Source organism: Mycobacterium attenuatum (assembly GCF_900566085.1).
GTDB lineage: Bacteria > Actinomycetota > Actinomycetes > Mycobacteriales > Mycobacteriaceae > Mycobacterium > Mycobacterium attenuatum.
On sequence record NZ_UPHT01000133.1, the window covers coordinates 17,190 to 39,052 of the forward strand.

Sequence of the window (21,863 nt, forward strand, 5' to 3'; positions counted from 1 at the left end):
TGTTCAGCACCGTCAAAACACCCGACCTACCGGTTGGTCGGGACTATACCCAGTCCTGCAGCACCGCTTCGACGTTGGTCACCGGAGCCGTCGGTGGCCGCGGTTCCTCTGGCACGGTGCGCGAGAAGCGTGGCGCCGGCATGGGCTGTGGGCCGCCGTTGACCTCGTAGAAGGTGTTCCGTTCGGCGATGTGCGGCTCGCTGTGCACCTCGCCGAACGCCAGCACCGGCGTCACGCAGGCATCGGAATCGGCGAACACCTTGGCCCAATGGTCGCGGTCGTGCCGGCCGAACGCATCGGTCAGCACCGCACGCAGTTCGGGCCAGCGGGTCACGTCGTTCTGCGCGGGCAAGTCGGCCGCGTCTAGGCCCAGCCCCGCCAGCATGGCGGCATAGAACTGCGGCTCGATGGCGCCCACGGCGACATAGCGGCCGTCGGCGCACTCGTAGGTGTCGTAGTAGGGCGCGCCGCCGTCGAGCATGTTGGTGCCGCGCACGTCAGTCCACATACCGGTGGCGCGCATCGCCCACATCATCTGCACCAGCACGCTGGAGCCGTCGATCATCGCCGCGTCGATGACCTGCCCCTTGCCGGAGTTCTGGCGCTCCCACAGCGCCGCCAGGATGCCGACGAGCAGAAACATCGAGCCGCCGCCGAAATCGCCGACCAGATTCAGCGGCGGCACCGGCCGCCCGTTGACCCGGCCGATGGCATGCAGGATGCCGTTCAGCGAGATGTAGTTGATGTCGTGACCGGCCTGCTGGCTGCGCGGCCCCGCCTGACCCCAGCCGGTCATGCGGGCGTAGACGAGCCGGTCGTTGACTGCTGCGCAGTCCTCAGGACCAAGGCCCAGCCGCTCGGTGACGCCGGGACGGTAGCCCTCGATCAGCACGTCGGCCTTGGCGACGAGTTTGAGGACGAGCTCACGCCCCTGCTCGGACTTGAGGTCAGCGGTGACGATGCGACGGTTACGCAGCATCGCGTCTTTCGCGACACCTCCCGAACCCGCTGCGGGACGATCGATACGCACCACGTCGGCTCCGAGATCGCCCAGGATCATCGCGGCGTGCGGGCCAGGCCCGATCCCCGCCAGCTCGACAACGCGCAACCCATGTAGCGGTCCTGCCATCGATGTACCGACCTTTCGTCCGCGGTGACGTCGTTCGCATCTTTGCAGCCGCCGCCCACGACCCTGCATCCGGTCACCTAAGGTGAGGCCCATGCCGGGGCAGGACGGGATCGACAGCCTGACGCCGGTCGCTGGACTTGACGTCACGCTGACCGACGGTGTGCTGTCGGTGACCATCGACCGGCCGGCGACGCTGAATTCGCTGACGGCGGGGGTGCTGGCGGGCATCGCCGATGCGATGGAGCGCGCGGCCACCGATCCGCGGGTCCGGGTGGTGCGCCTCGGCGGAACGGGTCGGGGCTTTTGCTCCGGGGCCGGGATGAGCGCCGAGGATGTGGTTCGCGGCCAGTCCCGCACCGAAACCATCGCGGAGATCAACCGGACGATCCGGGCCATCACGACGCTGCCGCGTCCGGTGGTCGCCGTGGTACAGGGTCCGGCCGCCGGGGTCGGGGTTTCGCTTGCCCTGGCAAGTGACCTGGTATTGGCTTCCGACGAAGCATTTTTCATGCTGGCGTTCACCAAGATCGGCTTGATGCCCGATGGCGGAGCGTCGGCGTTGGTGGCCGCCGCGGTTGGCCGCGTCCGCGCGATGCGGATGGCCCTACTGCCGGAGCGATTGCCGGCCGCAGAGGCGCTGTCGTGGGGCCTGGTCAGCGCGGTCTACCCGGCAGAGGATTTCGAAAACCAAGTGGGACAGGTTATTTCGAGGTTGCTGGCGGGTCCGGCGGTCGCGTTCGCCAAGACCAAGGATGCGATCAACGCGGCCACGCTCACCGAGCTGGACCACGCTCTGGAACGGGAATTCTCGGGCCAGGCGGTCTTGTTGCGATCGCACGACTTCGCCGAGGGCGCAAGGGCATTCCAGCAGCGCCGGACACCGACGTTCACCGACTCCTGATTGCCCGCAGGTTGAGCCGTCCGGGCGGCGTCTCAAGTCCGGGCGAAATGGGGCAATCCTTACCGGCGTCGGGTCCGAATAACGTTGGACAACGTCAAAGACCCCCGGAGATCCCATTGTCAGCTGGACAGGTCAACTGCCTCGTTACCGGAGCGACCGGCTATATCGGTGCCCGACTGGTGCCGCTCCTGCTGGACGAAGGCCATCGCGTTCGCGCCCTGGCCCGCGACCCGAACAAGCTGGCAGACGCGCCATGGCGGGAGCGGGCCGAGCTGGCCCGAGGCGACCTCGGTGACGTCGATTCGCTCATCACCGCTTTCAACGGCATCGACGTGCTGTATTACCTGGTTCATTCGATGGGCACCGCCACGGACTTCGCCGCCGAGGAAGCCCGGGCCGTGCGCAACGTCGTGACGGCAGCGCGACATGCCGGAGTGCGACGCCTGGTGTACCTCGGCGGGCTGCACCCCGAAGGCCGCAAACTCTCACCCCACCTCGAGTCGCGCCGGGCGGTGGGTGAGGCGCTGATCGAATCGGGTATCGAGACGCTGATATTGCAAGCCGCCGTGGTGGTCGGATCGGGATCGGCGTCGTTCGAGATGATCAGGCACCTCACCGACCGGTTGCCGGTGATGACGACGCCGAAATGGGTGCACAACCGCATCCAGCCGATTGCCGTTCACGACGCGCTGTATTACCTGGTCGCCGCGGCTACGGTGGCGCTGCCGTGTTCTCGGACATGGGACATCGGCGGCCCAGATGTCTTGGAGTACGGCGACATGATGCGGATATACGCCGAGGTAGCCGGACTGCACCAGCGCCGGTTGGTGGTCCTTCCGTTTCTGACACCGAGGATTGCCAGCCTGTGGGTCGGCACCGTGACGCCGATCCCGTCGGGTCTGGCGCGGCCCCTGATCGAGTCGCTGGAATGCGATGCGGTGATGCGCAACTCGGATATCGACGCCATTGTCGCGCCACCGCCGGGTGGTCTGACCGGTTATCGCCAGGCGGTTGAGTTGGCGCTCGAGCGCGCGGCCCGGGGACGGCCGGCCGCGACCTGGGACTCGCTGCATTGCGAGCCCGCCGACTTGCTGCCCAGCGATCCGAAGTGGGCCGGCGAAGTCGTCTACAGCGATGTCCGCACTGCCGCGACCACCGCCGCGCCCGAGGACATCTGGACGTCGGCTCAAGACGCCGTCAACGGCAGCCGGTGGTACTCGTTCATCTTGGCGCCAGGGCGGCGTCGCTCGGGGCGGCGATGGAGCCCGGCAGACCGCAAACCGACCACACTGCAGTTAGCCGCCGCCAACCGGTTGCCCGGGCCAGCGTGGCTGGAAATCACCGTCACGCCCGGAGGAACCGACTGCAGCAGGTACACGCAGCGGGCGATTGTCTATCCCCGCGGCGTGCCCGGCCGGCTGTACTGGGCGATGCTGCGGCCCCTCTACACCGCCGCACTGCGCGCGCTGGCACATGACGTCATCGCGTCGGCCGGATAGCCGATCAGACGCCGAACAACGGCGGCAACGCAAGCACCATGATCAGACCCCACACCGCGTGCGTCAGAATCGGCGCAAGCACACCGCCGGTGAAACGCCGCTCCCACGCACACACCGTTCCCAGGATGACCGCTGCGAATCCCAGCATCGGGTTGCCGGTGGCCATGATGGCCGCGACGTACACCACCGTGGAGATCAGTACCGGATAGAAGCGGCCCAGCGCGGTGTACAGCGCGCCGCGGAAGAACATCTCCTCGGCGACACCGTTGATCAAGGTGATCAGCACAACGAGCACCGATCCGTGCTCGGCGAATCTCAAGACGCGGGCAATCAGATCCGACACGGCCGGGATTTCCCTGGTGACCAAGCCGCCCAGAATAAACACGCCACCGAGGACCAGGCCCACCGTGGTGCCGGTGATCACCGGACGCTGGTTGCGTCCCCGCCAACAGATACCGCCGAGATGCAATGGTCCGGACGCCAGCGCCCCGACAGCCCAGATCACGGCCAGGCCCAGCGTCAGCCAGTGGAACGTCGACTCCCCGGGCCGGCGACTCATCGACAGCCCCAGCACCGCCGCGCCGATCAGCAACACGACGCCGACCACGATGCGTCGCCGCAGCACTATCGCGGGCGGCTCATGATGCGGCACCGCGACATTGGTCATCGCACGGCGAAGATCCTGGATCGCTCGGGGGCGCGGCGTGGCGGATTGGCTCATGCGGGCAGAACTTTCGGAGTCAGGGCGATGAGGATGTCCAGACTAGTTCGCAATGCCCCGGCGAGTGGGCCGGGGACGATGTTCAGCAGCTTCAGCGTGGGTCGCGCGATGGGTGGCGTCACCGCGCGGGCGAGCCGCCGGATGCGCAGCGCGTCCCCACCGGCCCAGGAGGGATCGGAATCCGCGAGGTGATGGGGATCGGCCAGGGCGTTGACCGGAGCTGCCGGAGTATGCGGGTCGTCCGCCAAGGCCAGCGCGATGGCGTCCTTGACGCCGAGCAACCCGCCGGGCGGATCGGGCACCCGGTCTCGCAGGCCGCTCGCGGAGGCCCGCATCGGATGATCCAGTGATTCGACCAGGCCCGCGGCCAGGCGCTGCGGAACGGGCAGCGCGGCCGCCGTGATGCGCGACGCTATCGCGGTGTCGAGCGTGTTACCCACGGGAACCGCGGCGTGCCATCGGCCGCAGATGCGGGCGTAGGCCGCGAGCAGCCGCCGGTAGGACGTGGTGTCGGGGCCGCAAATGTCGTATGCGCCCGCCGGCACCCGGTCGGAGTCGGCGGCGGCCACCAGATAATGCAGCACGTCGCGAACCGAGATCGGATCGATCGGATTGTCCATCCAGTTCGGCATGGGCATGACCGGGAACCGATCTCCCACATAGCGCAACATCTCGAACGAGGTCGAACCCGCGCCGATGATGATCGCCGCGCCAAGCCACACCAGTTCCGGGCCGTGCTCGACGGTCAGGGCCGCCGCCACCTCGGCCCTGCTGGTCAGGTGCTGGGACAGCGCCTCGTCTTCGGGGGCGTCGGGCACGAAGCCACCCAAATAGACGATGCGCTGCACTCCGGCAGCGCGGGCGGCGACGGCCACGTTGGCGGCCGCGGCGTTGTCGCTGTTCCGGAATCCGGGTTGACCGATCCCGTGGACCAGGTAGTAGACGACGTCGATGTGACCCGCGACGTCCATCGCGGCCCGCGCCGACGCGGGGTCCGAGGCGTCGAGCAACACCGGTGTCACGTCGTCGAACCAGCCCAGCCGCTGGAGGCGAGCCAGGTTCCGGCTGGCGGCGACGACGTGGTGACCGTTCTCTAGCAGCGCCGTGACCAGACGCGACCCGACATAGCCGGTGGCGCCGGTGACCAGAATCCGCATACATCCAAGCTAGCCGCACGACGGCTAATGGCAGGCGATGGCACCGGAGGTGAACCGATCCGGCGGGCCGGACGTGACTCCCCACATGAATACATTCACAGGGGGTAGGCCGGTGCGCTTCGCTGCGCAGGCCAGTTCGGCTTTGACGACGAGTCCGCACGTGGCGGGCGTGGCGGTGACGTTCCCGCCGCACCGCTATAGCCAGGAAGAAACCATCGGAGCGTTGACGACCTTTGCCGGCCCGGAGTTTCGCCGGTTCGCCAACAGCAGCGGGGTCACGGCCCGCCACACCGCACTGCCGCTATCGCGCTACGGCAATTTGAGCGGTTTCACCGAAGCGAACGACGCCTGGGTCGACGTCGCCCTCGACTTGGGTGAGCAGGCCCTTCTGACGGCGCTCGACGAAGCCAGGGTCAAGCCCTCGGACGTCGATGTCATTTTTTCGACGACGGTGACGGGGTTGACCGTGCCGAGCCTGGAAGCGCGCCTGGCCGCCCGAGTGGGTCTGCGCCAGGACGTCAAACGTATTCCGCTGTTCGGGTTGGGCTGCGCCGCCGGCGCCGCCGGAGTGGCGCGGGTACACGACTACCTGCGTGGCTTCCCCAACCAGGTCGCCGCGCTACTGGCGGTGGAACTGTGCTCGCTGACCGTTCAGCGCGACGACCACTCGGTGGCCAATCTCGTCGCGTCCAGCCTGTTCGGTGACGGCGCCGGGGCACTCGTCGCAACCGGGGCACAGCTGGGGTCAGCCGGACCAAGGCTGCTGGCCAGCCGCAGCCGGACCTACCCCGACACCGAGGACGTGCTGGGCTGGGAGATCGGCAGTGACGGTTTCCGGATCGTCTTGTCCGTCGAGGTGGCGACCGTCGTGGAGAAATACGTCGGCGACGATATCCGCACTTTCCTGGGCGACCACGGGCTGACCACCGCGGACGTGTCGACGTGGATCCTGCATGCGGCCGGACCCAGGGTCATCGACGCCGTCGAAAATGCGCTCGAGCTGCCCGGTGACGCACTGGATCGCACCCGAGAATCATTGCGGGACAACGGCAACCTGTCATCGGTGTCTGTGCTGGATGTGCTTCGGACCACCATGGCCGATCCGCCGCCGCCGCCGGGATCGTTTGGGATCATGATCGCCATGGGCCCGGGTTTTTCTTCCGAATTCGTTCTGCTGGGCTGGTAGGCCATGTATTACCTGCTGGTCCTGGCCGTCGGCGTGGAACGGGTGGCGGAGTTGATCGTCGCCAGGCGCAATGCGCGCTGGTCTTTCGCGCAGGGCGGCAAGGAGTTCGGCCGTCCGCATTACGTCGTGATGGTCATTCTGCACACCGCGCTGCTGCTCGGCTGCTTGATCGAACCCTGGGCGCTGCACCGGCCATTCCTTCCCTGGCTGGGCTGGCCGATGGTGGGCGTGCTGCTGCTCAGCCAGGGGCTGCGCTGGTGGTGCGTCAAGTCGCTGGGACGGCGCTGGAACACCCGGGTCATCGTGTTGCCGCACGAGCCGTTGGTGCGACGCGGGCCCTACCGGCTGATGCATCACCCCAACTATGTTGCAGTCGTGGCCGAGGGGTTTGCGCTGCCGATGGTGCACACCGCATGGGTGACCGCGCTCGCCTTCACCGTGGCCAACGCCATGTTGTTGACGGTGCGCCTGCGAGTGGAGAACTCCGTGTTGGGTTATTCATGTCCTACGACACCGACCTGCTGATCGTCGGCGGTGGCCCCGGCGGGCTCGCCACGGCATTGCACGCACGCAAGCACGGGCTTTCGGTGATCGTCGCCGATCCGCGGGAGAGCCCGATCGACAAGGCCTGCGGAGAAGGGTTGATGCCAGGCGGCCTGGCCGAGCTCACCGCACTCGATGTCGACCCGGCCGGCATGCCGTTTCACGGCATCGCTTACGTGAGCGAGCAGCGCCGCGCCGAGGCGCGGTTTCGCAGCGGCCCGGGCCGGGGCGTGCGGCGCACCACCCTGCACACGGCCCTGGCGGCGCGGGCTAAAGAGCAGGACACCGAATGGATTCGGACGCGAGTGACCAGTGTCGCGCAGGACGCCGATGGCGTGACGGCCGCAGGCGTGCGCGCGAAGTGGCTGGTGGCGGCCGATGGGCTGCATTCGACCGTCCGGCGCGCCATCGGCATCGCGGCCACGGCCGGAACGCCGCGGCGCTACGGGGTGCGCTGGCATTACCGGGTGCCGGTGTGGTCGGAGTTCGTCGAGGTGCACTGGTCGCGGTGGGGTGAGGCGTACGTGACGCCGGTGGAACCGGACCTGGTAGGCGTGGCCATCCTGTCCCGGCAGCGGCCCGAGCTCTCCTGGTTTCCCTGGCTTGCCCAGCATCTGCACGACGCCGAACCTGGACGTGCGCGCGGCTGTGGCCCGCTGCGCCAGGTGGTGTCCCGCCGGGTCTGTGGGCGGGTGCTGTTGGTGGGCGACGCAGCCGGCTACGAGGATGCCCTGACCGGCGAAGGCATCAGCCTGGCCGTCAAGCAGGCGGGCGCCGCGGTGCGGGCCATCGTCGACGGCGCACCGGCGTCATATGAGACCGCCTGGCATCGCGTTACCCGCAATTACCGGTGGCTGACCCGAGCCTTGGTGCTGGGCAGTACGCCGTACGCGACGCGGCGGGCCATCGTGCCGGCGGGTGAGCTGTTGCCTTCGGTGTTCGAGTGGGCGGTCAACACGCTGGCGCGCTAACGCGCCTTCCAGACCGGCTCGCGCTTTTCGGCGAACGCCACGGGCCCTTCCCGGGCGTCCTCGGACCGGATCAGCGACTTCATCTCCCGCATGGTGCGCTCCCAGCCCACTTCCTCCTCAGCTATGACGCCGCCGTCGACCCCGTAGGCGATGCGCTTGCTGGCCTGCACGGACAACGGCGCGTTGCCGGTTACCCGGGCGGCCAGGCCCAGCGCACTGTCCAGCACCGAGCCCTGCGTGACAACCTCGTTGATCAGGCCCCAGCCATGAGCGTCGGAGGCCGTGATCGGCTCGCCGGTCAGCAGCAGCTCCATCGCCACCTTGCGGGGCAGCTGGTGCACGATCCGAAAGACACCGCCAGCAGCGGCGATCAGCCCGCGCTTGACCTCCGGCAAGCCGAACGTGGCCCGTTCGTGGGCCACCACCAGGTCGCTGGCCAGCGCCAACTCGGTGCCGCCGCCCAGCGCGGTGCCGTTGACCGCGGCGATGGTGGGCTTGTCGATGAAGTGGCGCACGTAACCGGCGAAGCCCCACTCGCCGTGGTCGGGGTGGTAGATGTTCTCGCGGCGGGCGATCGCCTTGAGGTCGGCGCCAGCGCAAAATGATTTGTCGCCGGCGCCGGTGATCACCACTGCCCGTACCTCGGGATCATGCTGGGCTTCGTCGAGTGCATTGCCCACCCCGACGCTCACGGCGCTGTTGATGGCATTGCGGGCTTCGGGCCGGTTGATCGTGATGACCATGACGTTGCCGCGGCGTTCGACCAGTACGGCCGGCGTAGCGCCGTCGGCTTCGGTCACAACAGCTCCAGGATGGTGGCGTTGGCCTGACCGCCGCCCTCGCACATCGTCTGCAGTCCATAGCGAATTCCCTTGTCCCGCATGTGATATAGCAGGGTAGTCATCAGCCGCGCACCCGAGCCGCCCAACGGGTGGCCGAGCGCGATCGCGCCGCCGTTGGGGTTGAGCCGCTTCTCGTCGGCGCCGATGTCACGCAGCCAGGCCAGGGGCACCGGGGCGAACGCCTCGTTGACCTCGTATGCCCCGATGTCGCCGATGGACAGACCGGAGCGTTTGAGCACCTTCTGGGTGGCCGGAATGGGCGCGGTCAGCATGATCACCGGGTCGGCCCCGGCCAGCGCCACCGAGTGGACCTTGGCAATAGGCTTGCGCCCCAACTCATTTGCCTTCTCGGTGGACATGAACAGCAGCGCGGCCGAGCCGTCGGAGATCTGCGAGGAGTTGCCGGCGTGGATCACGCCGTCTTCCTTGAACGCCGGCTTCAGCGACGCCATCTTCTCCATCGGGGTGCCGCGGCGGATGCCTTCGTCCTTGAGGACGGTATTGCCGTCCTGGCCCTTGATGCCGACGATCTGATCGTCGAAGGCGCCGGAATCCTGTGCCGCCGCAGCCTTTTCGTGTGATCCCAGAGAGAACTCGTCGAGCGCCAGGCGGTCCAGGCCCCATCGCTGTGCGATCATCTCGGCGCCGATGCCCTGGTTGGGGATCGCGCCGTCATAGCGGTCCAAGAAGGTCCTCGGATAGGGCCGTCCGCCGTTGGCCAGCGACGAACCCATCGGGGTTCGTGACATCGACTCAACCCCGCCGGCAACGACGACGTCGTAGTGACCGGCTGCTACCCCGGCCGCCGCGAAGTGCACCGACTGCTGGCTCGACCCGCACTGGCGGTCCACGGTCACCCCGGGAACCGTCTCGGGCCAGCCGGCCGCCAGCAGTGCGGTGCGCGCGATATCGAGGGCCTGCTCGCCGGCCTGCATGACGCAGCCCCAGATGACGTCGTCGACCAGTTCGGGGTCGATGCCGGCCTTGTGGACCAGCCCGTTGAGCACCTGCGCGGACAGATCGGCCGGGTGCACCCCGGACAACCCGCCGTTGCGCTTGCCGATGGGGGAACGTACTGCCTCGACGATGACGGCTTCAGCCATGGGTATGTCTCCTTTGACAGAGTGATTCTGAGTACATTGTTAACCAATGTAATCGGCAGATAGGGCCGGGGTTCTCCTGCATCCTCGTGGCAACTCCCGGCCGCGCGCACGCAGACCGTACGCAACCGCGAGCATGTCTCATGGGGGAATCAACACCGTCATAAGATATCGAGCGGACCCGCTGGGCAGACCGTGATCGCCTGATATCACGGACAGGCGCACCGGTTTCTCCTCACTAGATATTTGGCTCCGCGTGGACGACGTCCTGACGTCAACCCACGTTTACATGGGGCGAGCCCCCGATCCCCCAAATACGTTTCGGCCAATTCAGAACGCGGTACGTACCGCTCCCGGAACCTCGACTTGGGCTGGTTGTAAGCTTCGCCCTCGACAACCGACGCTAACCAAAAATGGGTCGCGCAGTTGATGAACAAGAACTTGGCGGCAGCAAACCGGCCTTCGGGAATTCGGGATCGTTATGCGGCCGGCGCACACCGGTGCGCTGGACCGTCGCGGCGCCGCGACAGCGCCGTATCTGACAGTGGGCAGTTGCGGTGACGGCGCCTGGTTTGGATGGCCTCGCCTCCGGAAGTGCATGCGGCATTGTTAAGCGCCGGCCCGGGACCGGACTCGTTGGTGGCCGCCGTAGGTTCGTGGACCTCACTGGCTGCTGAGTACGCCAACGCGGCCGAGCATCTTGACGGATTGTTGATTACGGTAGAGACCGGTCCGTGGCAGGGCGTCAGCGCAATGTGCGCCATGGCCGCCTATGCACCGTATCTGGACTGGTTAATGCAGGCCAGCGCTGATTGCTCAGCCATGGCCCACGCCCATCAGGAGGCGCTGGCGGCCTACGTTGACGCGCTAGCGGCGATGCCGACCCTAGCGGAATTATCCGCTAATCATGCCCTGCATGCGATGTTGACAAATACAAATTTCTTCGGCATAACCACGATCCCGATCACGTTCACCGAAGCTGACTACCTGCGCATGTGGATTCAAGCAGCCACCACGATGAGTGCCTACGAGACTGTATCCGTCGCAGCGTTGGCCACAGTGCCACATATCGACCCCGCCCCTACCATTCTTAAGCGCCCCGGCACCGGCCTAGCTACTAGCGCTACGGCTGCCGACCGTTCCCCTGGGAGCAAATCTACAAGGTTTTATATAATGCTGTATTCGAAGCCGCAGTAATTCTGGTCGCACTCGGCAAGAATCTTCATGAAATCGAATGGGCCTGGTACGCGCTTCTCGACGCAGTTCTGCATTTAGACATTGTTAGAGCCATCGATCTGTTAACTGTGCTCAGTTACCCCGCGTTCAGGTTTTCCGTGACGCTGTTTATCGTTCTGCCGCTTCTTTTTCTCCAAACAGTCGACACAGTTATTGGGATAATGCTTGCGTGGATCGCCCAAGATTTGTGTTCGGCCGGGCTGCTTTCCGTGGGCCCATTGACTGCAGGAATGGCCGATCTCGCGCCAGCGGTAGCAGCTTTCGCAGGAGGTGCTGTCCCCGTGGCGCCACTAGCGGGTGCCGAGTCGGCAGCGCTGGCGCCGTCGATGGCGGTCGCGAACGGACCTGCGGCGGCTGTCGCCGCAGTGGCTGCCGGTGCGCGCGGGACCAGGCTTGCCGGCACCGCCTACCGCGAGATCGATGTGCTGCCGGGCGGGATGGCCACGGTTGGTCACGATGAGTCTTACGGGATGCGAATGCCGATGTTGCCGGCGACCTGGGCGTCGGGAGCAGTCAAGATAGGCGCCGTGGCGGTTGGCTAGGTACTCGCCTGTTGGGCCTGTCGGGCCGGCTCATGCCAAACGGATCAACACGTCAGCTAGCGTTGACGGTCGGGACAAGAACGGGGAATGACCTCCCGGAAGCTCGATCAGCTCGGCGTCCAGCCGGTCACGCGCGACCCGCGTGGACCAGTCGGGTTCAGTATCCGGTCGTCGCTGGTGATGACGGAAGTACAGCTGACAGCAGGAAATTCGGCCAAGGGGAACGGTAGCCAAAGCGAGGAGGAGGCCTGCGGTCGAAGACGCGCCACAGCAATTGTGCTCGCATTCATCGAGTGCCCCACCAAGATCACATCGTCGTCGCATTCACCGAGGGCAGTGCACACGATGTCGGCGTAGGTGCCCAAGCTCGCCGGCGGATCCTCGCTGGGCAAAACCATCGCGACAACGTCATGACCTTCTCGGCCCAATGGCGGAGTCAACAACTCCCAGCACCAAGCGCCGTGCCAACCACCCGTGAACCAGCACAAATGTCGTCATGCTGGTGCCACCGGAGCCGGCGCAGCGCTATTTGAGGCGGTGGCCTGTGCGTGTGACCACCATCTGGATAATTTCAACAATTCGCGTGTTTCCTCCTCAAGCGTCCCAGCTCGGGAGCTGATGACAACTGATGGGTTGGGGGGTCGTAGCCGCTCGGGCGCCAGCCTTTCTAGCCCGTGCCGCATGGGCAAGCTGAAGAGCCAACGCGGCTTCCCCGCGCTGGTCAACAGGGGCTGCATAGCTATTGCAGAATCCGGCCAATTCAACCGCATCAGTATCGCTGAAATACCGTCGCGATTGCAGAATCGCATCGCGTATTTGGACGGTGGTCTGATGCAGTTCTAGCATCGTTTCCGGCGGCCCATGCCCTGATGAACAAGCTCGAAATAAGCTTCGGAGACCGCGGCGATCATGCTTTCACGAAGCACGGTCAATTTACGACGGTCTCGGCTCACTCGATCAATTCCACAATGGTCGATCATATTCAATACAAAAGGAATAATTCCAAAAGACGCGACGGCTGTCGTCGACCCGAAAAGATCAAGCCATAACTGCTCAGCCGGTAATTGACACTATGCGCCCAGCCAAGCTGTTCAAACAGTTCCAGCAAAGTCGTCGCACCAGTGTCAAAGGGTCGACGATGAGCAGAAAGACTCATCATGGCCCTGGCCGTCCGATGTTCCCGACGTTTCGCGTCGGGCCGACCAGCCCGTGTGGCTGCGGCAAGAAAAACCACGGATCCCGACGGCTGCCGCAATCCGATGTCGACGTGGATGGAGATGCGGTTCACGCAGCGAACGCCTCGGCCACCAGGAAAAGAATCCCATGAACTCACCAGCAGCGAGCATCATCGCCGCCAACGACAACTGCTGCGTTGCCGTCTCGGTCAACAGGGCACCGTCAGGAAATAGCTTCTCCACGGCCCGCTCGCTCAGTAGCAAGGCGACAAATGATAGCGCTAATATTTTGTTGTAATATTTTTCGTACTGGCTTTCATCGGACCATTTATAGCGGGCACCAACAACAATTGCCGGGAAATTTGTCACGGGCCAACCGATGCCATCGGGAACAATGGCGGTCATCGCGCCTGGAAAAAGAAGCGCATCATCGAGGTTTCGGTGGCGGCTTCCGCGGCGGCGATGGTCAACATATTGGCGAACATCTCGGCGTCGCGCTCCTGGTCGCTGGCATAGCCCGTGCGACCCAACACCGCATGCACGGTAGCCGGTCGATGTCCGGCAAGGCGGTGCGACACGGTGCACGCTCACGGTCCGTGTCATCGCCGAACTGCCGCAAACGACTGTGTCCCAACACAATATGACCGATCTCATGACACACAATCTGATCAATGTGATAATCCGAACTACCCGCCTCATGCAAGATCAAGTCGTCGTCGTCGCCCGTCAGCCACAAACCACACGGGCTGCCGGAATCAACCTGATCGGTCTACTGCACAATTCAGCCACGTTCCTAACAAAGCAATCCCGGTTCCAGGGGACGGGAATCGGCAGCTCCCGGGCCAGCGCAAGTACGTCCGCGTGAGAAACCGCCATCTAACATCCGTCATCCTTTTCCGGAATCCTTCGGAGCGATTTTGGGCAGGCGCTCAAGCTCGCGAACACGGTCGAGGATCGCTGCAATACTGTTGAGCGCCGCCGGCGTCAACCCTGAGGCCCGTAGCGCCAAATCCCGCACCCCGGCGTCGCGCAGCGCTTGCAGCAGATCGAGCTGGACATCGATCAATGGGTCGACGCCCGGGTCGATCAGGTAGGACGCAGAGACACCGAAGAACTCGGCGATGGCCCGTAGATGTTGGACGGTTGGATTCCTCTTGATGCCGCTGCGCAGCTGCCATAGGTAAGCCGAGCTAATCGACACCCCGGTCTTTTTGGTGATGGCCTCCGCGGCAGCCGCGTTGGACAGCGGCGGCTCAGAGGGCTTGCGCATGATCTCGAAGAGCTTGTTGAGCTTCAGCGACAGATCCGATGCATGCGACGAACCCTGTGGCCCATCCGCGCTGGTCAATAAGCCCTCGTTTCATGCACAGTCCAGCAGTGTGTACTGAGGTTACTACGGGCTCTCCCGCAACCAACATCACATTCATCTCAGTACATGTTGCGGACCAACAAGATATACTGATATGAATTCGGCATGGCGCTCGCGGCCTTCCCGAACAGCATCAACCCAGCAGGCGATCACGACACCGCCGGATCAGTATCCGCGCCGGCCACCCATCGGTGCCCTGTCGCCGTTGGCCCACCCGCCTTCAGCGTTACGGCTCACGGCAGTCCGATGACGTTCGACATCGACGACGATGCGTTTGCTACGTGGGTTGCCGACGAAGGTGATGGGCTGACACAGCGCCTTGCACCGTCAGGAACTGAAACCCCGGGATCAACGTTGTCGGATCTGGTCTATGCGGCACTCAGTGCTGGGGCACTCGTCGGCGATCCTAGCCTGGAACTCAACGTCCACGGTGACGGTGTCGGGTACCTTCTGCGACTCAACAATGCCGGTGGCCGTCAACAGTTGGTTGGCCTGACCAGAGGATGGCACGAGCTGGAACGGCCGCCCGAAGATCTCTCCCCTAGCGAACGGGCGCGCTACTGCCTGCAGCAAATCTGCGACATCGCCAACACTCTGCTCAGCGACCTGCTTGCGCCCCTTTAGCCAGCTTCACTCCACCGTGTCGCGTGATCAGTTGAAGGCATCTGATATTGATTCAAGAGATCTGCTGCATGATGGAGCCGCTGGTCCGTCGAACTTTCCAGTCGGTCCTTGTCATCGCTCAGATCGTACGGTCATGCGAGGACTTCTGACCGATGGTGTTGTGGCACAGTGCAACCCACGCCATTTTCCCGGGCCGGAGCCGCCGTGATGGCGGCGTGCGATGTCGGCCACGGCGACGGATCCTTGGTGTCAGCGAAATGTCAGCGAAGTGTCAGCGAAGAACCGGGCGATATCGCCCGACCCGAAACGGTCGGCTGCCTTGGGTGGCGTGTTCGATGCGCTGCACTAGCACCCGGGCAGTCACCACGTCAGCGGTGGAAGCCGAAGCCGCGTAGGAGATTTCGGTGACCTGGGCATCAGAGATCCAGGAGCCGGTGTCACACGCCCTCCCTCGACCACCTGGTCCGAGCAACTTCGCGATATGTGCGCGGTTTACGCATATTGGCTGATGCTTTTCCTCCGTGCTGGCAGCATGCTGCCAGGCATGTATTCCGTTGGAACCGACTCGTACCCCCGAATTACGCCAACTCGTCGACCGCGCCGTTACTCATTGAGATGACACACGGAAGCCAGTCCAGACCAGTACCCATGACTGGCCTCGTGAGGTTTCTGCGTCCTACCTCATCGATCCCGGCATCGATTCGTACGTCAACGCCTAGCGCAACCCGGTTCAAGTGTTGAGTCACAGAGGGCAGGCGATCTTGTGATGCCTGCACAAGCGCCGACACCGGACGCGGCAAAGAGCCCCGGTCGATCGCACACAGAAGAATCAACGGTAGGCCACCGATACATCCGGGTGGCGAGGAGTTGGAGAGAGTTTGGATGGCAGTATCGAACACTGACTTGCTCGCACTCGCGCGTCAGCTGCCCATTCCTGTCCCTTGGAACCGGGATGTTTTCATTGAGAACCTGGCCTCTCAGCGAGGTCGGCGCATCCAGCTACTCCCCACCGATACCTCGGGATTTACCGAAAGCCCGTGCGGAGTGTGGTTGATCCGCGACGACGACGACCTCATCCTCCATGAGGCCGAGAGCTCTGATTACCACATCGATCAAATCGTGTGTCACGAGATCGGCCATATGGTGTTGGGGCATGGACGCTCCACCCAGTCGGCCAGCAACACGGACGACCCCGAAAGCCAGCTGTGCCTCAAAATGCTACCTGACCTCGATCCCGCTGCCGTGCGAAAAGTGCTGCGCCGCAAACTCTTTGTCGACGATCAAGAGCGCGATGCAGAGAGGTTTGCGCACATCTTAATGCTCGCCTCAGCTGAAGCGGCCGCCGCCAGGTCAGCAATACGCAGCGTCTTCTTCCGAGCGAGATGACGTCATCTGTTCCGGGGTTAGTGGCCTGGCCTCTGCTGGCACTGATGACATCCATTGCGGTCATGCGCTATCTCTTCTTCAGCACGAGCGAATTCGAGAAATACCTGAATCACGTACTGGCAATATATCTCGTCTGTAACCTATTGCGCGAGAAGATGATTGAGAAATTCCTTGCCGGTCATCACATAATAGCTGTCACAACCGCCCAGGAGCTGTCGTTGGTGGCGATGATACTACTTTCCGCAGAATTCTTGGGATTTATCACGCTCGGGTCCGGTTTGCCGCTCTTGGAAGCCCGTCGAAGACACCGGCATTACCGAATATCAGCGATCATCCTCAGCATCGCTTTTTTTATTTCCGCGTCCCACGCCAGAGCGACCGGACAGCCTCTTGAAGTCGCCCACGGATGGGACATTGTGCTCGCCTGGGTGCTCTTCATGGTCATTCCGGAGCTGATGGCGGTCCGGCTCGTGATCATGGGTGTCAAGGAATGGATGAGTCTCGGGTCGGGACGACAAGAAAGAATCGTCGCCGCGTGCGGTTTCATGGTCGGCATTGTGGATGTATGTACCAGCCGGTACGTCGTGTTCTATGTGGTCTTTCAGCAACTCGGATGGGTGCACAACAATCGCTTTATCCTTGCAATGGACAGCTGCTATTTCTTCTGGCTGGCACTGGCCGTCAACGGGCTCGCGGCTATCCCTATCGTTCGAGCACTGAGTGCCCGCGCGGGCCTAGACGGGACCAGCCGATCTTGGCGGGCACTTCAGAGATTTCGGGAGACCCTGACTGTTGCCTTTCCCGAATGTGTATTTGAATTGCAGGCCGTTTCTCCGGGCCGCCGAAAGACAACTTTGGACCTGCACCAGACCGTCGTCCAAATACGCGACGCGATGTTGCTCCTACGGCCTTACCTTCGTGAGATCTCCGCTGATGCGACAACGCGGTTCCTCGACCGATACTCGGTGCCTACTAGCGATCGCGACGCGGCTATCCAGGCATTGCAGATCGCCGAGGCAGTCCGCGCGAGGGAAATCGGAGCGACACCAGAACGAATAGCGCCAGCGGTCATCCCCAAATCGCGGCCGGGGCGCTCGACCACTCTTGACCAGGAGGCAGCTGAACTCGTGCGACTGTGCAAATGGTGGCCGAGCGCCCGGACTGCAACGCATCCACGTATTGGCTTGGCCGCTGGGCGGCCCTGTGAACAGGCAGGTACTTCACGATGACTCCACACCGCTCCGATAGCTGCGCGGTGCCGCGCCCGCGATTGCGACTACCGATCATCGGTGACCTGCTCGTCGTGAACTGGACCAAACCCTGTCAGGGCCTGGCCAGGGAAGTCGAGGCCCACGGCGGGATCATCGAGCACCGCATCTTCGACCTCCGTCTCATTACGGTCGCTTCGACCGCCCTCATTAACGAGATCAATGACGAATCACGGTGGGAAAAGAGCCTCGGGCTGGTGCTCCCCGAACTGCGCGCGATTGGCGGTGACGGGCTTTTCACCGCCTACAATCATGAACCCAATTGGCGTATGGCCCATAACATCTTGATGCCGGCATTCACGAAGGCCGCTATGGCCTCTTACCACGCCAGCATGCTGGAAGCTGCTCGCGAACTAGTCAGCTCCTGGTCGCAGCGTGCTGCCGACGGAAGCTGGGTGGACATCCCAGACGAGGCCAACCGGTTCACCATCGAGGTGGTGGCGCGCGCCGGCTTAGGTCATTCGTTCACCAAATTGAACGACCCCAGCGATAACCCGATCATCAGCGCCTTCCTGCGCGAGCTCACACACGCCAGAACCACCGCGCGGACCAACGCCATCCCCCGCTACGAGCAACTACTGGGCCGACGCCGCCGCAACCAGCATCAACGCGACAAGCAATACCTCAGCGACCAGGTCGGCGCCATCATCAACGCTCGCCGGAGCAGCGGTGGGAGCGACAACGCACCCGTCAACATGCTCGACGTCATGCTGCACGAAACAGATCCCGCCACAGGCGAAAGCCTCGATAACGCCAACATCGCCAACCAGGTCCTGACCCTGCTCATCGCCGGCAGCGAAACATCCGCCAACGCCATCGCCTTCGCGCTGCACTACCTGTCCACCAATCCACACATCGCCGCCGCCGCGCGCGCTGAAGTAGACCAACGTTGGCCCGATTCTGGGGTGCCTGACATGTCGTTCGACGACGTCGCGAAGTTGCGCTACCTCCGCCGTATCGTCGACGAGACATTGCGCTTGTGGCCAATCGCGCCAGGATATTTCCGGCAAGCCAGGACCGACACCGTACTTGGTGGTCGTTACCAATTCAAAGCGGGAGATTGTGTATTCGTCCTGCTACTGTCTGCGCACCGCGATCGCGCCTGGGGGAACGATGCCGCTGAGTTCAACCCCGATAGATTCCTACCCGGGAACATTCGAAGGCTCGCACCCCACATTTACAAACCGTTCGGAACCGGCCCCCGCGCATGCATCGGTCGCCAGTTCGCAATTCACGAAATTATGCTGACGCTGGCTATCATCGTGCATCAATTTGTCTTGGAGTCATACCCGGGTTATCAATTGGAAGTATCGGAAAGACTAACCCTCAAACCAGACGGCCTGCGAATCCGCTTTCATCGTCGCCAGCGAACACCTCTTTAGGCCGAGCTGGTTATACCTAAGACAGCACCGATAATTATAAGGTTAATTCGGCGTGTTAGTTGGTCAGCACATCACTCGCTGGTATGGAGATTCAGGATCGGAACCTCCATAGTCTCCGATAGATACGCAGCGCGAGTACGCGCGGCAATCGTTCCGGATCACTACCTCGGGTGGTATAGGTGGGCATCCGGCCTGCAATCGACGCGAGCCACGCCGCTTCGTCCATTGCCAGGCTTCGTTCGACCAACTTAGCGGCAGCCAACATCTCCGCGTCTGCTCGTGAGGGCGCCGTCCACCGTTCTTCAATGTTGCGAAACGGATCTGCCCGATAATGTCCGCAGTGCTGAATCGCGATTGTCCACATTTGACCTGATCATCTCACTGAACGTGTTCATGCCGCAAATCGAAATCATGAAATCCGGGTAATCTATTGGGAGCTGTTCGGCGAGACAGCAACGGCTATCGTCAACCATCAGCTCCTCTTTTCGTGGGATTCGGTGATCACGTTCCTAGCCACCACACGGCTGTGATCCACAACGGCGTCACTCTGGTCATCGGTCGGCTTCGTTGAGCCGCGCAACTCCGCAAGGAGGACGGGGTTACGACGCGCCAGTTCTTCCACGATGAGAACGCGGGATTCTGGCGGAATAGCGTCAAGAACATTGCTCGCGGATTACTCCATCCATTACGGGTTCATCGCGGGCAATTCGCCCAACCGCGACCACTGGCCGTCTTGATCCAAGACGACTGCCTGGCGGCGCCTCACGCCCGCGCCCGCTGTGCCGATCACGCTTCGCATCAAGCGTCCAGCCTGCTGGTAGTTCGTGGCTGGCGGCTGCGACCGGGCCCGTGCGTAGGCGCTGCGCGGCAACCTCAGCTCGCCGACACTAGGCCCGCGCCTCCAGCACTGCCTTGAGCCGGGCCAGATCCTTGGCGTTGGCCCGCTTCATCGCCTTGGCCATGACCGGCGCGGCGATCCCGGCGAACCCGGACGGCTCGCCGCGGTTGCGCAGGGTCATCGTCGTTGTGCCATTCGGGCCGTCTTCCCACAGGTAAGTGGTCTCCATCGGGAAGGGCCCTTCCGCGGTGCGCATCATGAACCTGCTGCCCGGTTCCAGATCGACCACCTCGTAGGTGTAGCTCAACGAGCGCCCGAGAAACCTTGCGGTGAAGGCGAATTGCGAGCCGATCGACAGCGGTTTTGGCGTCTTCCATTGCACCGACGTGATATTGACGTACCAGGCGGTGGCGTTGTCTGGGTCGCAGGCATAGGCGGCCACGTCGCTGCGGGTCCGGGCGATCAGGATCTCGCTGGCCACATCGACTTTCATGTCACTCCTAGTTGCGCATTCCAGTGCGCGATGCGCCGTTGGCGGTACCGCCGTTCGGGCATGGTGGTCGACTCCGTGAGGGAAGCCTGCATCGCCCCGACGGCCTCGGCGAATCTGCCTTGCCGGGCCAGCAGCTCACCGCGGACAGCATGCCAGCGCTGATCGGGTTCGAGCTCCGCGAGCTCTGCTAAGCCCGCTGCGGCCCCGCCTGATTCGGCAACAGCCACGGCACGGGCCAAGGCAGCCGGCGGGCTCGGGTGCACCGACAGCAGCATGTCGTAAAGCCGGACGATCTCCGCCCAATCGGTAGCGGCATACGACGCGGCCCGGGCATGCTCGGCCGCGATCGCAGCCTGCAATTGATAGGGATCGGCCACCGCTGCGGTGCGGCGTAGCGATTCATCCAGCAGGGCAAGCGCTTCCGTGATCGCATCGCCGTCCCAGCGCGAGCGGTCCTGCTCAGACAGCGGCACCGGATCGCCGGCGTTGTCGCACCGTGCGGCACGCCGGGATTCGGTCAGCAGCAACAGCGCCAACACCGCCATCGGCGCCGGTTCATCGGGCATCAGCTCGTGCACCAACCGGGCCAGGCGCACCGCCTCACGGGCACCGTCGACATCGGTCAGCCGGTCGCCGCCGGCCGCGGTGTGGGCGATCGTGTAGGACGAGTGCACCACCGCGCACACCGCCGCCAGGCGCACCGGCAGGTCTTCGTCGGCCGGAACCCGGTACGGGATGCCAGCCCGCGCGATCTTGGCTCGGGTCCTGGTGAGCCGCTTGGCAATAGCGGCCTCACTGGTCAGCAGCACCACCGCGATCTGCGCCGGCGACAGACCGCACAAGGTGCGCAACGCCAGCGTCACCTGAGCCTCAAGCCCCAGCGCCGGGTGACAGCAGGTGAAGATCAGCCGCAGCCGATCGTCGGCCACCATGCTGTGGGGCGGCAGATCGGGAACCGCGAGCTCCATGCTGGCACGCTCCTTTTGGGCTCGAGCACCCTCACGGCGCAGTAGGTCGATCGCGACCCGGCGGGCGGTCACCGTCAGCCACGCGCGTGGCTCGGCGGGCACGCCGTTGCGAGGCCAGTCCCGAAGCGCGCGCAGCGCCGCTTCCTGTACCGCATCCTCGGCGATCTGCAGCGAGCCGACCGCCCGGACGAGGGTCGCCAGAATGCGGGTTCCCTCGATCCGGACGGTTTCGGCGAGCGCGGATTCGGCGGTCAACCGAATTCGATGATGGGACGCACCTCGACGGCACCGTCCCACGCGGCGGGTATCTCGGCGGCGATCCGCAGCGCCTCGTCCAGATCGGCGGCCTCGATGAGATAGAAGCCGGTCAGCGCTTCCTTGGTCTCGGCATAGGGGCCGTCGCTGGTGACGACGTCACCGCCGCGGGCACCTTTGACACGAACCGTCGTCGCGGTGGACGTCGGGTACAGCGCTGTGCCACCACGAATCGCGGCGGCGTGCTCCTGGCCGAACTTCATGTATTCGGCCATGTC

General features: G+C 63.9%; 24 protein-coding genes and 1 pseudogene. 11 read left to right on the forward strand and 14 right to left on the reverse strand.

Annotated elements, in window-relative coordinates:
* Nucleotides 1-43: 43 nt before the first annotated feature.
* A complete protein-coding gene (locus EET13_RS21335; protein WP_122444138.1) occupies nucleotides 44-1,129 on the reverse strand; it encodes a CaiB/BaiF CoA transferase family protein in 1,086 nt (361 codons plus the stop codon).
* Between the two features lie 91 nt (nucleotides 1,130-1,220).
* Between EET13_RS21335 and EET13_RS21340 the strand changes: the two genes are divergently transcribed.
* Nucleotides 1,221-2,030, forward strand: coding sequence for an enoyl-CoA hydratase (locus tag EET13_RS21340; protein ID WP_122444139.1), 810 nt, complete (start codon nucleotides 1,221-1,223; stop codon nucleotides 2,028-2,030).
* A gap of 116 nt (nucleotides 2,031-2,146) precedes the next feature.
* Nucleotides 2,147-3,529, forward strand: coding sequence for a DUF2867 domain-containing protein (locus EET13_RS21345; RefSeq protein WP_122444140.1), 1,383 nt, complete (start codon nucleotides 2,147-2,149; stop codon nucleotides 3,527-3,529).
* A 4-nt stretch (nucleotides 3,530-3,533) separates the two neighbouring features.
* Here EET13_RS21345 and EET13_RS21350 read toward each other — a convergent pair whose 3' ends face one another.
* Together EET13_RS21350 and EET13_RS21355 are read right to left on the reverse strand one after the other, a co-directional pair.
* Nucleotides 3,534-4,250, reverse strand: coding sequence for a CPBP family intramembrane glutamic endopeptidase (locus EET13_RS21350; RefSeq protein ID WP_122444141.1), 717 nt, complete (start codon nucleotides 4,248-4,250; stop codon nucleotides 3,534-3,536).
* Nucleotides 4,247-5,407, reverse strand: coding sequence for an NAD(P)H-binding protein (locus EET13_RS21355; protein ID WP_122444142.1), 1,161 nt, complete (start codon nucleotides 5,405-5,407; stop codon nucleotides 4,247-4,249). The genes EET13_RS21350 and EET13_RS21355 overlap by 4 nt, the downstream gene beginning before the upstream one ends.
* Nucleotides 5,408-5,456: 49 nt before the next feature.
* On the opposite strand from EET13_RS21355, the gene EET13_RS21360 reads away from it, so the two are divergent.
* Genes EET13_RS21360 through EET13_RS21370 form a run of 3 tightly spaced genes read left to right on the forward strand, consistent with a single transcriptional unit; the run spans nucleotide 5,457 to nucleotide 8,107 of the window.
* Nucleotides 5,457-6,593, forward strand: coding sequence for a type III polyketide synthase (locus EET13_RS21360; protein WP_425293712.1), 1,137 nt, complete (start codon nucleotides 5,457-5,459; stop codon nucleotides 6,591-6,593).
* 3 nt (nucleotides 6,594-6,596) lie between these two features.
* Entirely contained in the window at nucleotides 6,597-7,118 is a 522-nt protein-coding gene (locus EET13_RS21365; RefSeq protein WP_122444143.1) for an isoprenylcysteine carboxyl methyltransferase family protein, read from the forward strand.
* The gene (locus EET13_RS21370) at nucleotides 7,094-8,107 is read left to right on the forward strand and encodes an NAD(P)/FAD-dependent oxidoreductase (RefSeq protein WP_122444144.1); all 1,014 of its coding nucleotides are present in this window, start codon (nucleotides 7,094-7,096) and stop codon (nucleotides 8,105-8,107) included. The genes EET13_RS21365 and EET13_RS21370 overlap by 25 nt, the downstream gene beginning before the upstream one ends.
* Here EET13_RS21370 and EET13_RS21375 read toward each other — a convergent pair.
* Together EET13_RS21375 and EET13_RS21380 are read right to left on the reverse strand one after the other, a co-directional pair.
* Nucleotides 8,104-8,907: a crotonase/enoyl-CoA hydratase family protein gene (locus EET13_RS21375; RefSeq protein ID WP_122444145.1), complete on the reverse strand. Its 804-nt coding sequence runs from the start codon at nucleotides 8,905-8,907 to the stop codon at nucleotides 8,104-8,106. The genes EET13_RS21370 and EET13_RS21375 overlap by 4 nt on opposite strands.
* On the reverse strand, nucleotides 8,904-10,052 hold the full coding sequence (locus EET13_RS21380) for a thiolase family protein (protein ID WP_122444146.1): 1,149 nt from the start codon (nucleotides 10,050-10,052) through the stop codon (nucleotides 8,904-8,906). Before EET13_RS21380 ends, EET13_RS21375 begins: the two co-directional genes overlap by 4 nt.
* Before the next feature lie 573 nt (nucleotides 10,053-10,625).
* Here EET13_RS21380 and EET13_RS21385 point away from each other — a divergent pair.
* On the forward strand, nucleotides 10,626-11,246 hold the full coding sequence (locus EET13_RS21385; RefSeq protein ID WP_122444147.1) for a PPE family protein: 621 nt from the start codon (nucleotides 10,626-10,628) through the stop codon (nucleotides 11,244-11,246).
* Nucleotides 11,247-11,566: 320 nt separating this feature from the next.
* Nucleotides 11,567-11,827, forward strand: coding sequence for a PPW family C-terminal domain-containing PPE protein (locus EET13_RS21390; protein WP_136623215.1), 261 nt, complete (start codon nucleotides 11,567-11,569; stop codon nucleotides 11,825-11,827).
* Between the two features lie 107 nt (nucleotides 11,828-11,934).
* Here the strand turns inward: EET13_RS21390 and EET13_RS32915 are convergent, their stop codons facing one another.
* The 5 genes from EET13_RS32915 to EET13_RS21410 all read right to left on the reverse strand — a co-directional run bounded on the left by EET13_RS32915 (nucleotide 11,935) and on the right by EET13_RS21410 (nucleotide 14,272).
* Nucleotides 11,935-12,315, reverse strand: a complete 381-nt coding sequence (locus EET13_RS32915; RefSeq protein ID WP_425294263.1) for an alpha/beta fold hydrolase — start codon at nucleotides 12,313-12,315, stop codon at nucleotides 11,935-11,937.
* Nucleotides 12,316-12,421: 106 nt separating this feature from the next.
* Entirely contained in the window at nucleotides 12,422-12,673 is a 252-nt protein-coding gene (locus EET13_RS32920) for a DUF6545 domain-containing protein (RefSeq protein ID WP_425294264.1), read from the reverse strand.
* 278 nt (nucleotides 12,674-12,951) lie between these two features.
* A complete protein-coding gene (locus EET13_RS21400) occupies nucleotides 12,952-13,407 on the reverse strand; it encodes a hypothetical protein (RefSeq protein WP_122444149.1) in 456 nt (151 codons plus the stop codon).
* On the reverse strand, nucleotides 13,404-13,535 hold the full coding sequence (locus EET13_RS32405; protein WP_280177738.1) for a hypothetical protein: 132 nt from the start codon (nucleotides 13,533-13,535) through the stop codon (nucleotides 13,404-13,406). The genes EET13_RS21400 and EET13_RS32405 overlap by 4 nt, the downstream gene beginning before the upstream one ends.
* Before the next feature lie 353 nt (nucleotides 13,536-13,888).
* Nucleotides 13,889-14,272, reverse strand: a complete 384-nt coding sequence (locus EET13_RS21410; RefSeq protein WP_244604036.1) for a helix-turn-helix domain-containing protein — start codon at nucleotides 14,270-14,272, stop codon at nucleotides 13,889-13,891.
* Between the two features lie 345 nt (nucleotides 14,273-14,617).
* On the opposite strand from EET13_RS21410, the gene EET13_RS21415 reads away from it, so the two are divergent.
* From EET13_RS21415 to EET13_RS21430, 4 genes are all read left to right on the forward strand, one after another.
* A complete protein-coding gene (locus EET13_RS21415) occupies nucleotides 14,618-14,995 on the forward strand; it encodes a hypothetical protein (RefSeq protein ID WP_211189113.1) in 378 nt (125 codons plus the stop codon).
* Between the two features lie 882 nt (nucleotides 14,996-15,877).
* Nucleotides 15,878-16,381 (forward strand): hypothetical protein, encoded by a 504-nt coding sequence (locus EET13_RS21420; RefSeq protein ID WP_122444151.1) that lies wholly within the window; start codon nucleotides 15,878-15,880, stop codon nucleotides 16,379-16,381.
* A gap of 44 nt (nucleotides 16,382-16,425) precedes the next feature.
* On the forward strand, nucleotides 16,426-17,610 hold the full coding sequence (locus EET13_RS21425) for a DUF6545 domain-containing protein (protein WP_136623216.1): 1,185 nt from the start codon (nucleotides 16,426-16,428) through the stop codon (nucleotides 17,608-17,610).
* On the forward strand, nucleotides 17,607-19,031 hold the full coding sequence (locus EET13_RS21430) for a cytochrome P450 (RefSeq protein WP_122444153.1): 1,425 nt from the start codon (nucleotides 17,607-17,609) through the stop codon (nucleotides 19,029-19,031). Before EET13_RS21425 ends, EET13_RS21430 begins: the two co-directional genes overlap by 4 nt.
* 529 nt (nucleotides 19,032-19,560) lie before the next feature.
* Here the strand turns inward: EET13_RS21430 and EET13_RS32610 are convergent.
* From EET13_RS32610 to EET13_RS21445, 4 genes and pseudogenes are all read right to left on the reverse strand, one after another.
* A pseudogene (locus EET13_RS32610) lies at nucleotides 19,561-19,680 on the reverse strand (hypothetical protein); the annotation flags it as partial.
* 238 nt (nucleotides 19,681-19,918) lie between these two features.
* Nucleotides 19,919-20,362, reverse strand: a complete 444-nt coding sequence (locus EET13_RS21435) for an SRPBCC family protein (protein ID WP_122444154.1) — start codon at nucleotides 20,360-20,362, stop codon at nucleotides 19,919-19,921.
* Nucleotides 20,359-21,585, reverse strand: a complete 1,227-nt coding sequence (locus tag EET13_RS21440) for an RNA polymerase sigma factor (RefSeq protein ID WP_244604030.1) — start codon at nucleotides 21,583-21,585, stop codon at nucleotides 20,359-20,361. The genes EET13_RS21435 and EET13_RS21440 overlap by 4 nt, the downstream gene beginning before the upstream one ends.
* Nucleotides 21,582-21,860 (reverse strand): YciI family protein, encoded by a 279-nt coding sequence (locus tag EET13_RS21445; protein ID WP_244602042.1) that lies wholly within the window; start codon nucleotides 21,858-21,860, stop codon nucleotides 21,582-21,584. Before EET13_RS21445 ends, EET13_RS21440 begins: the two co-directional genes overlap by 4 nt.
* Nucleotides 21,861-21,863 lie beyond the last annotated feature (3 nt).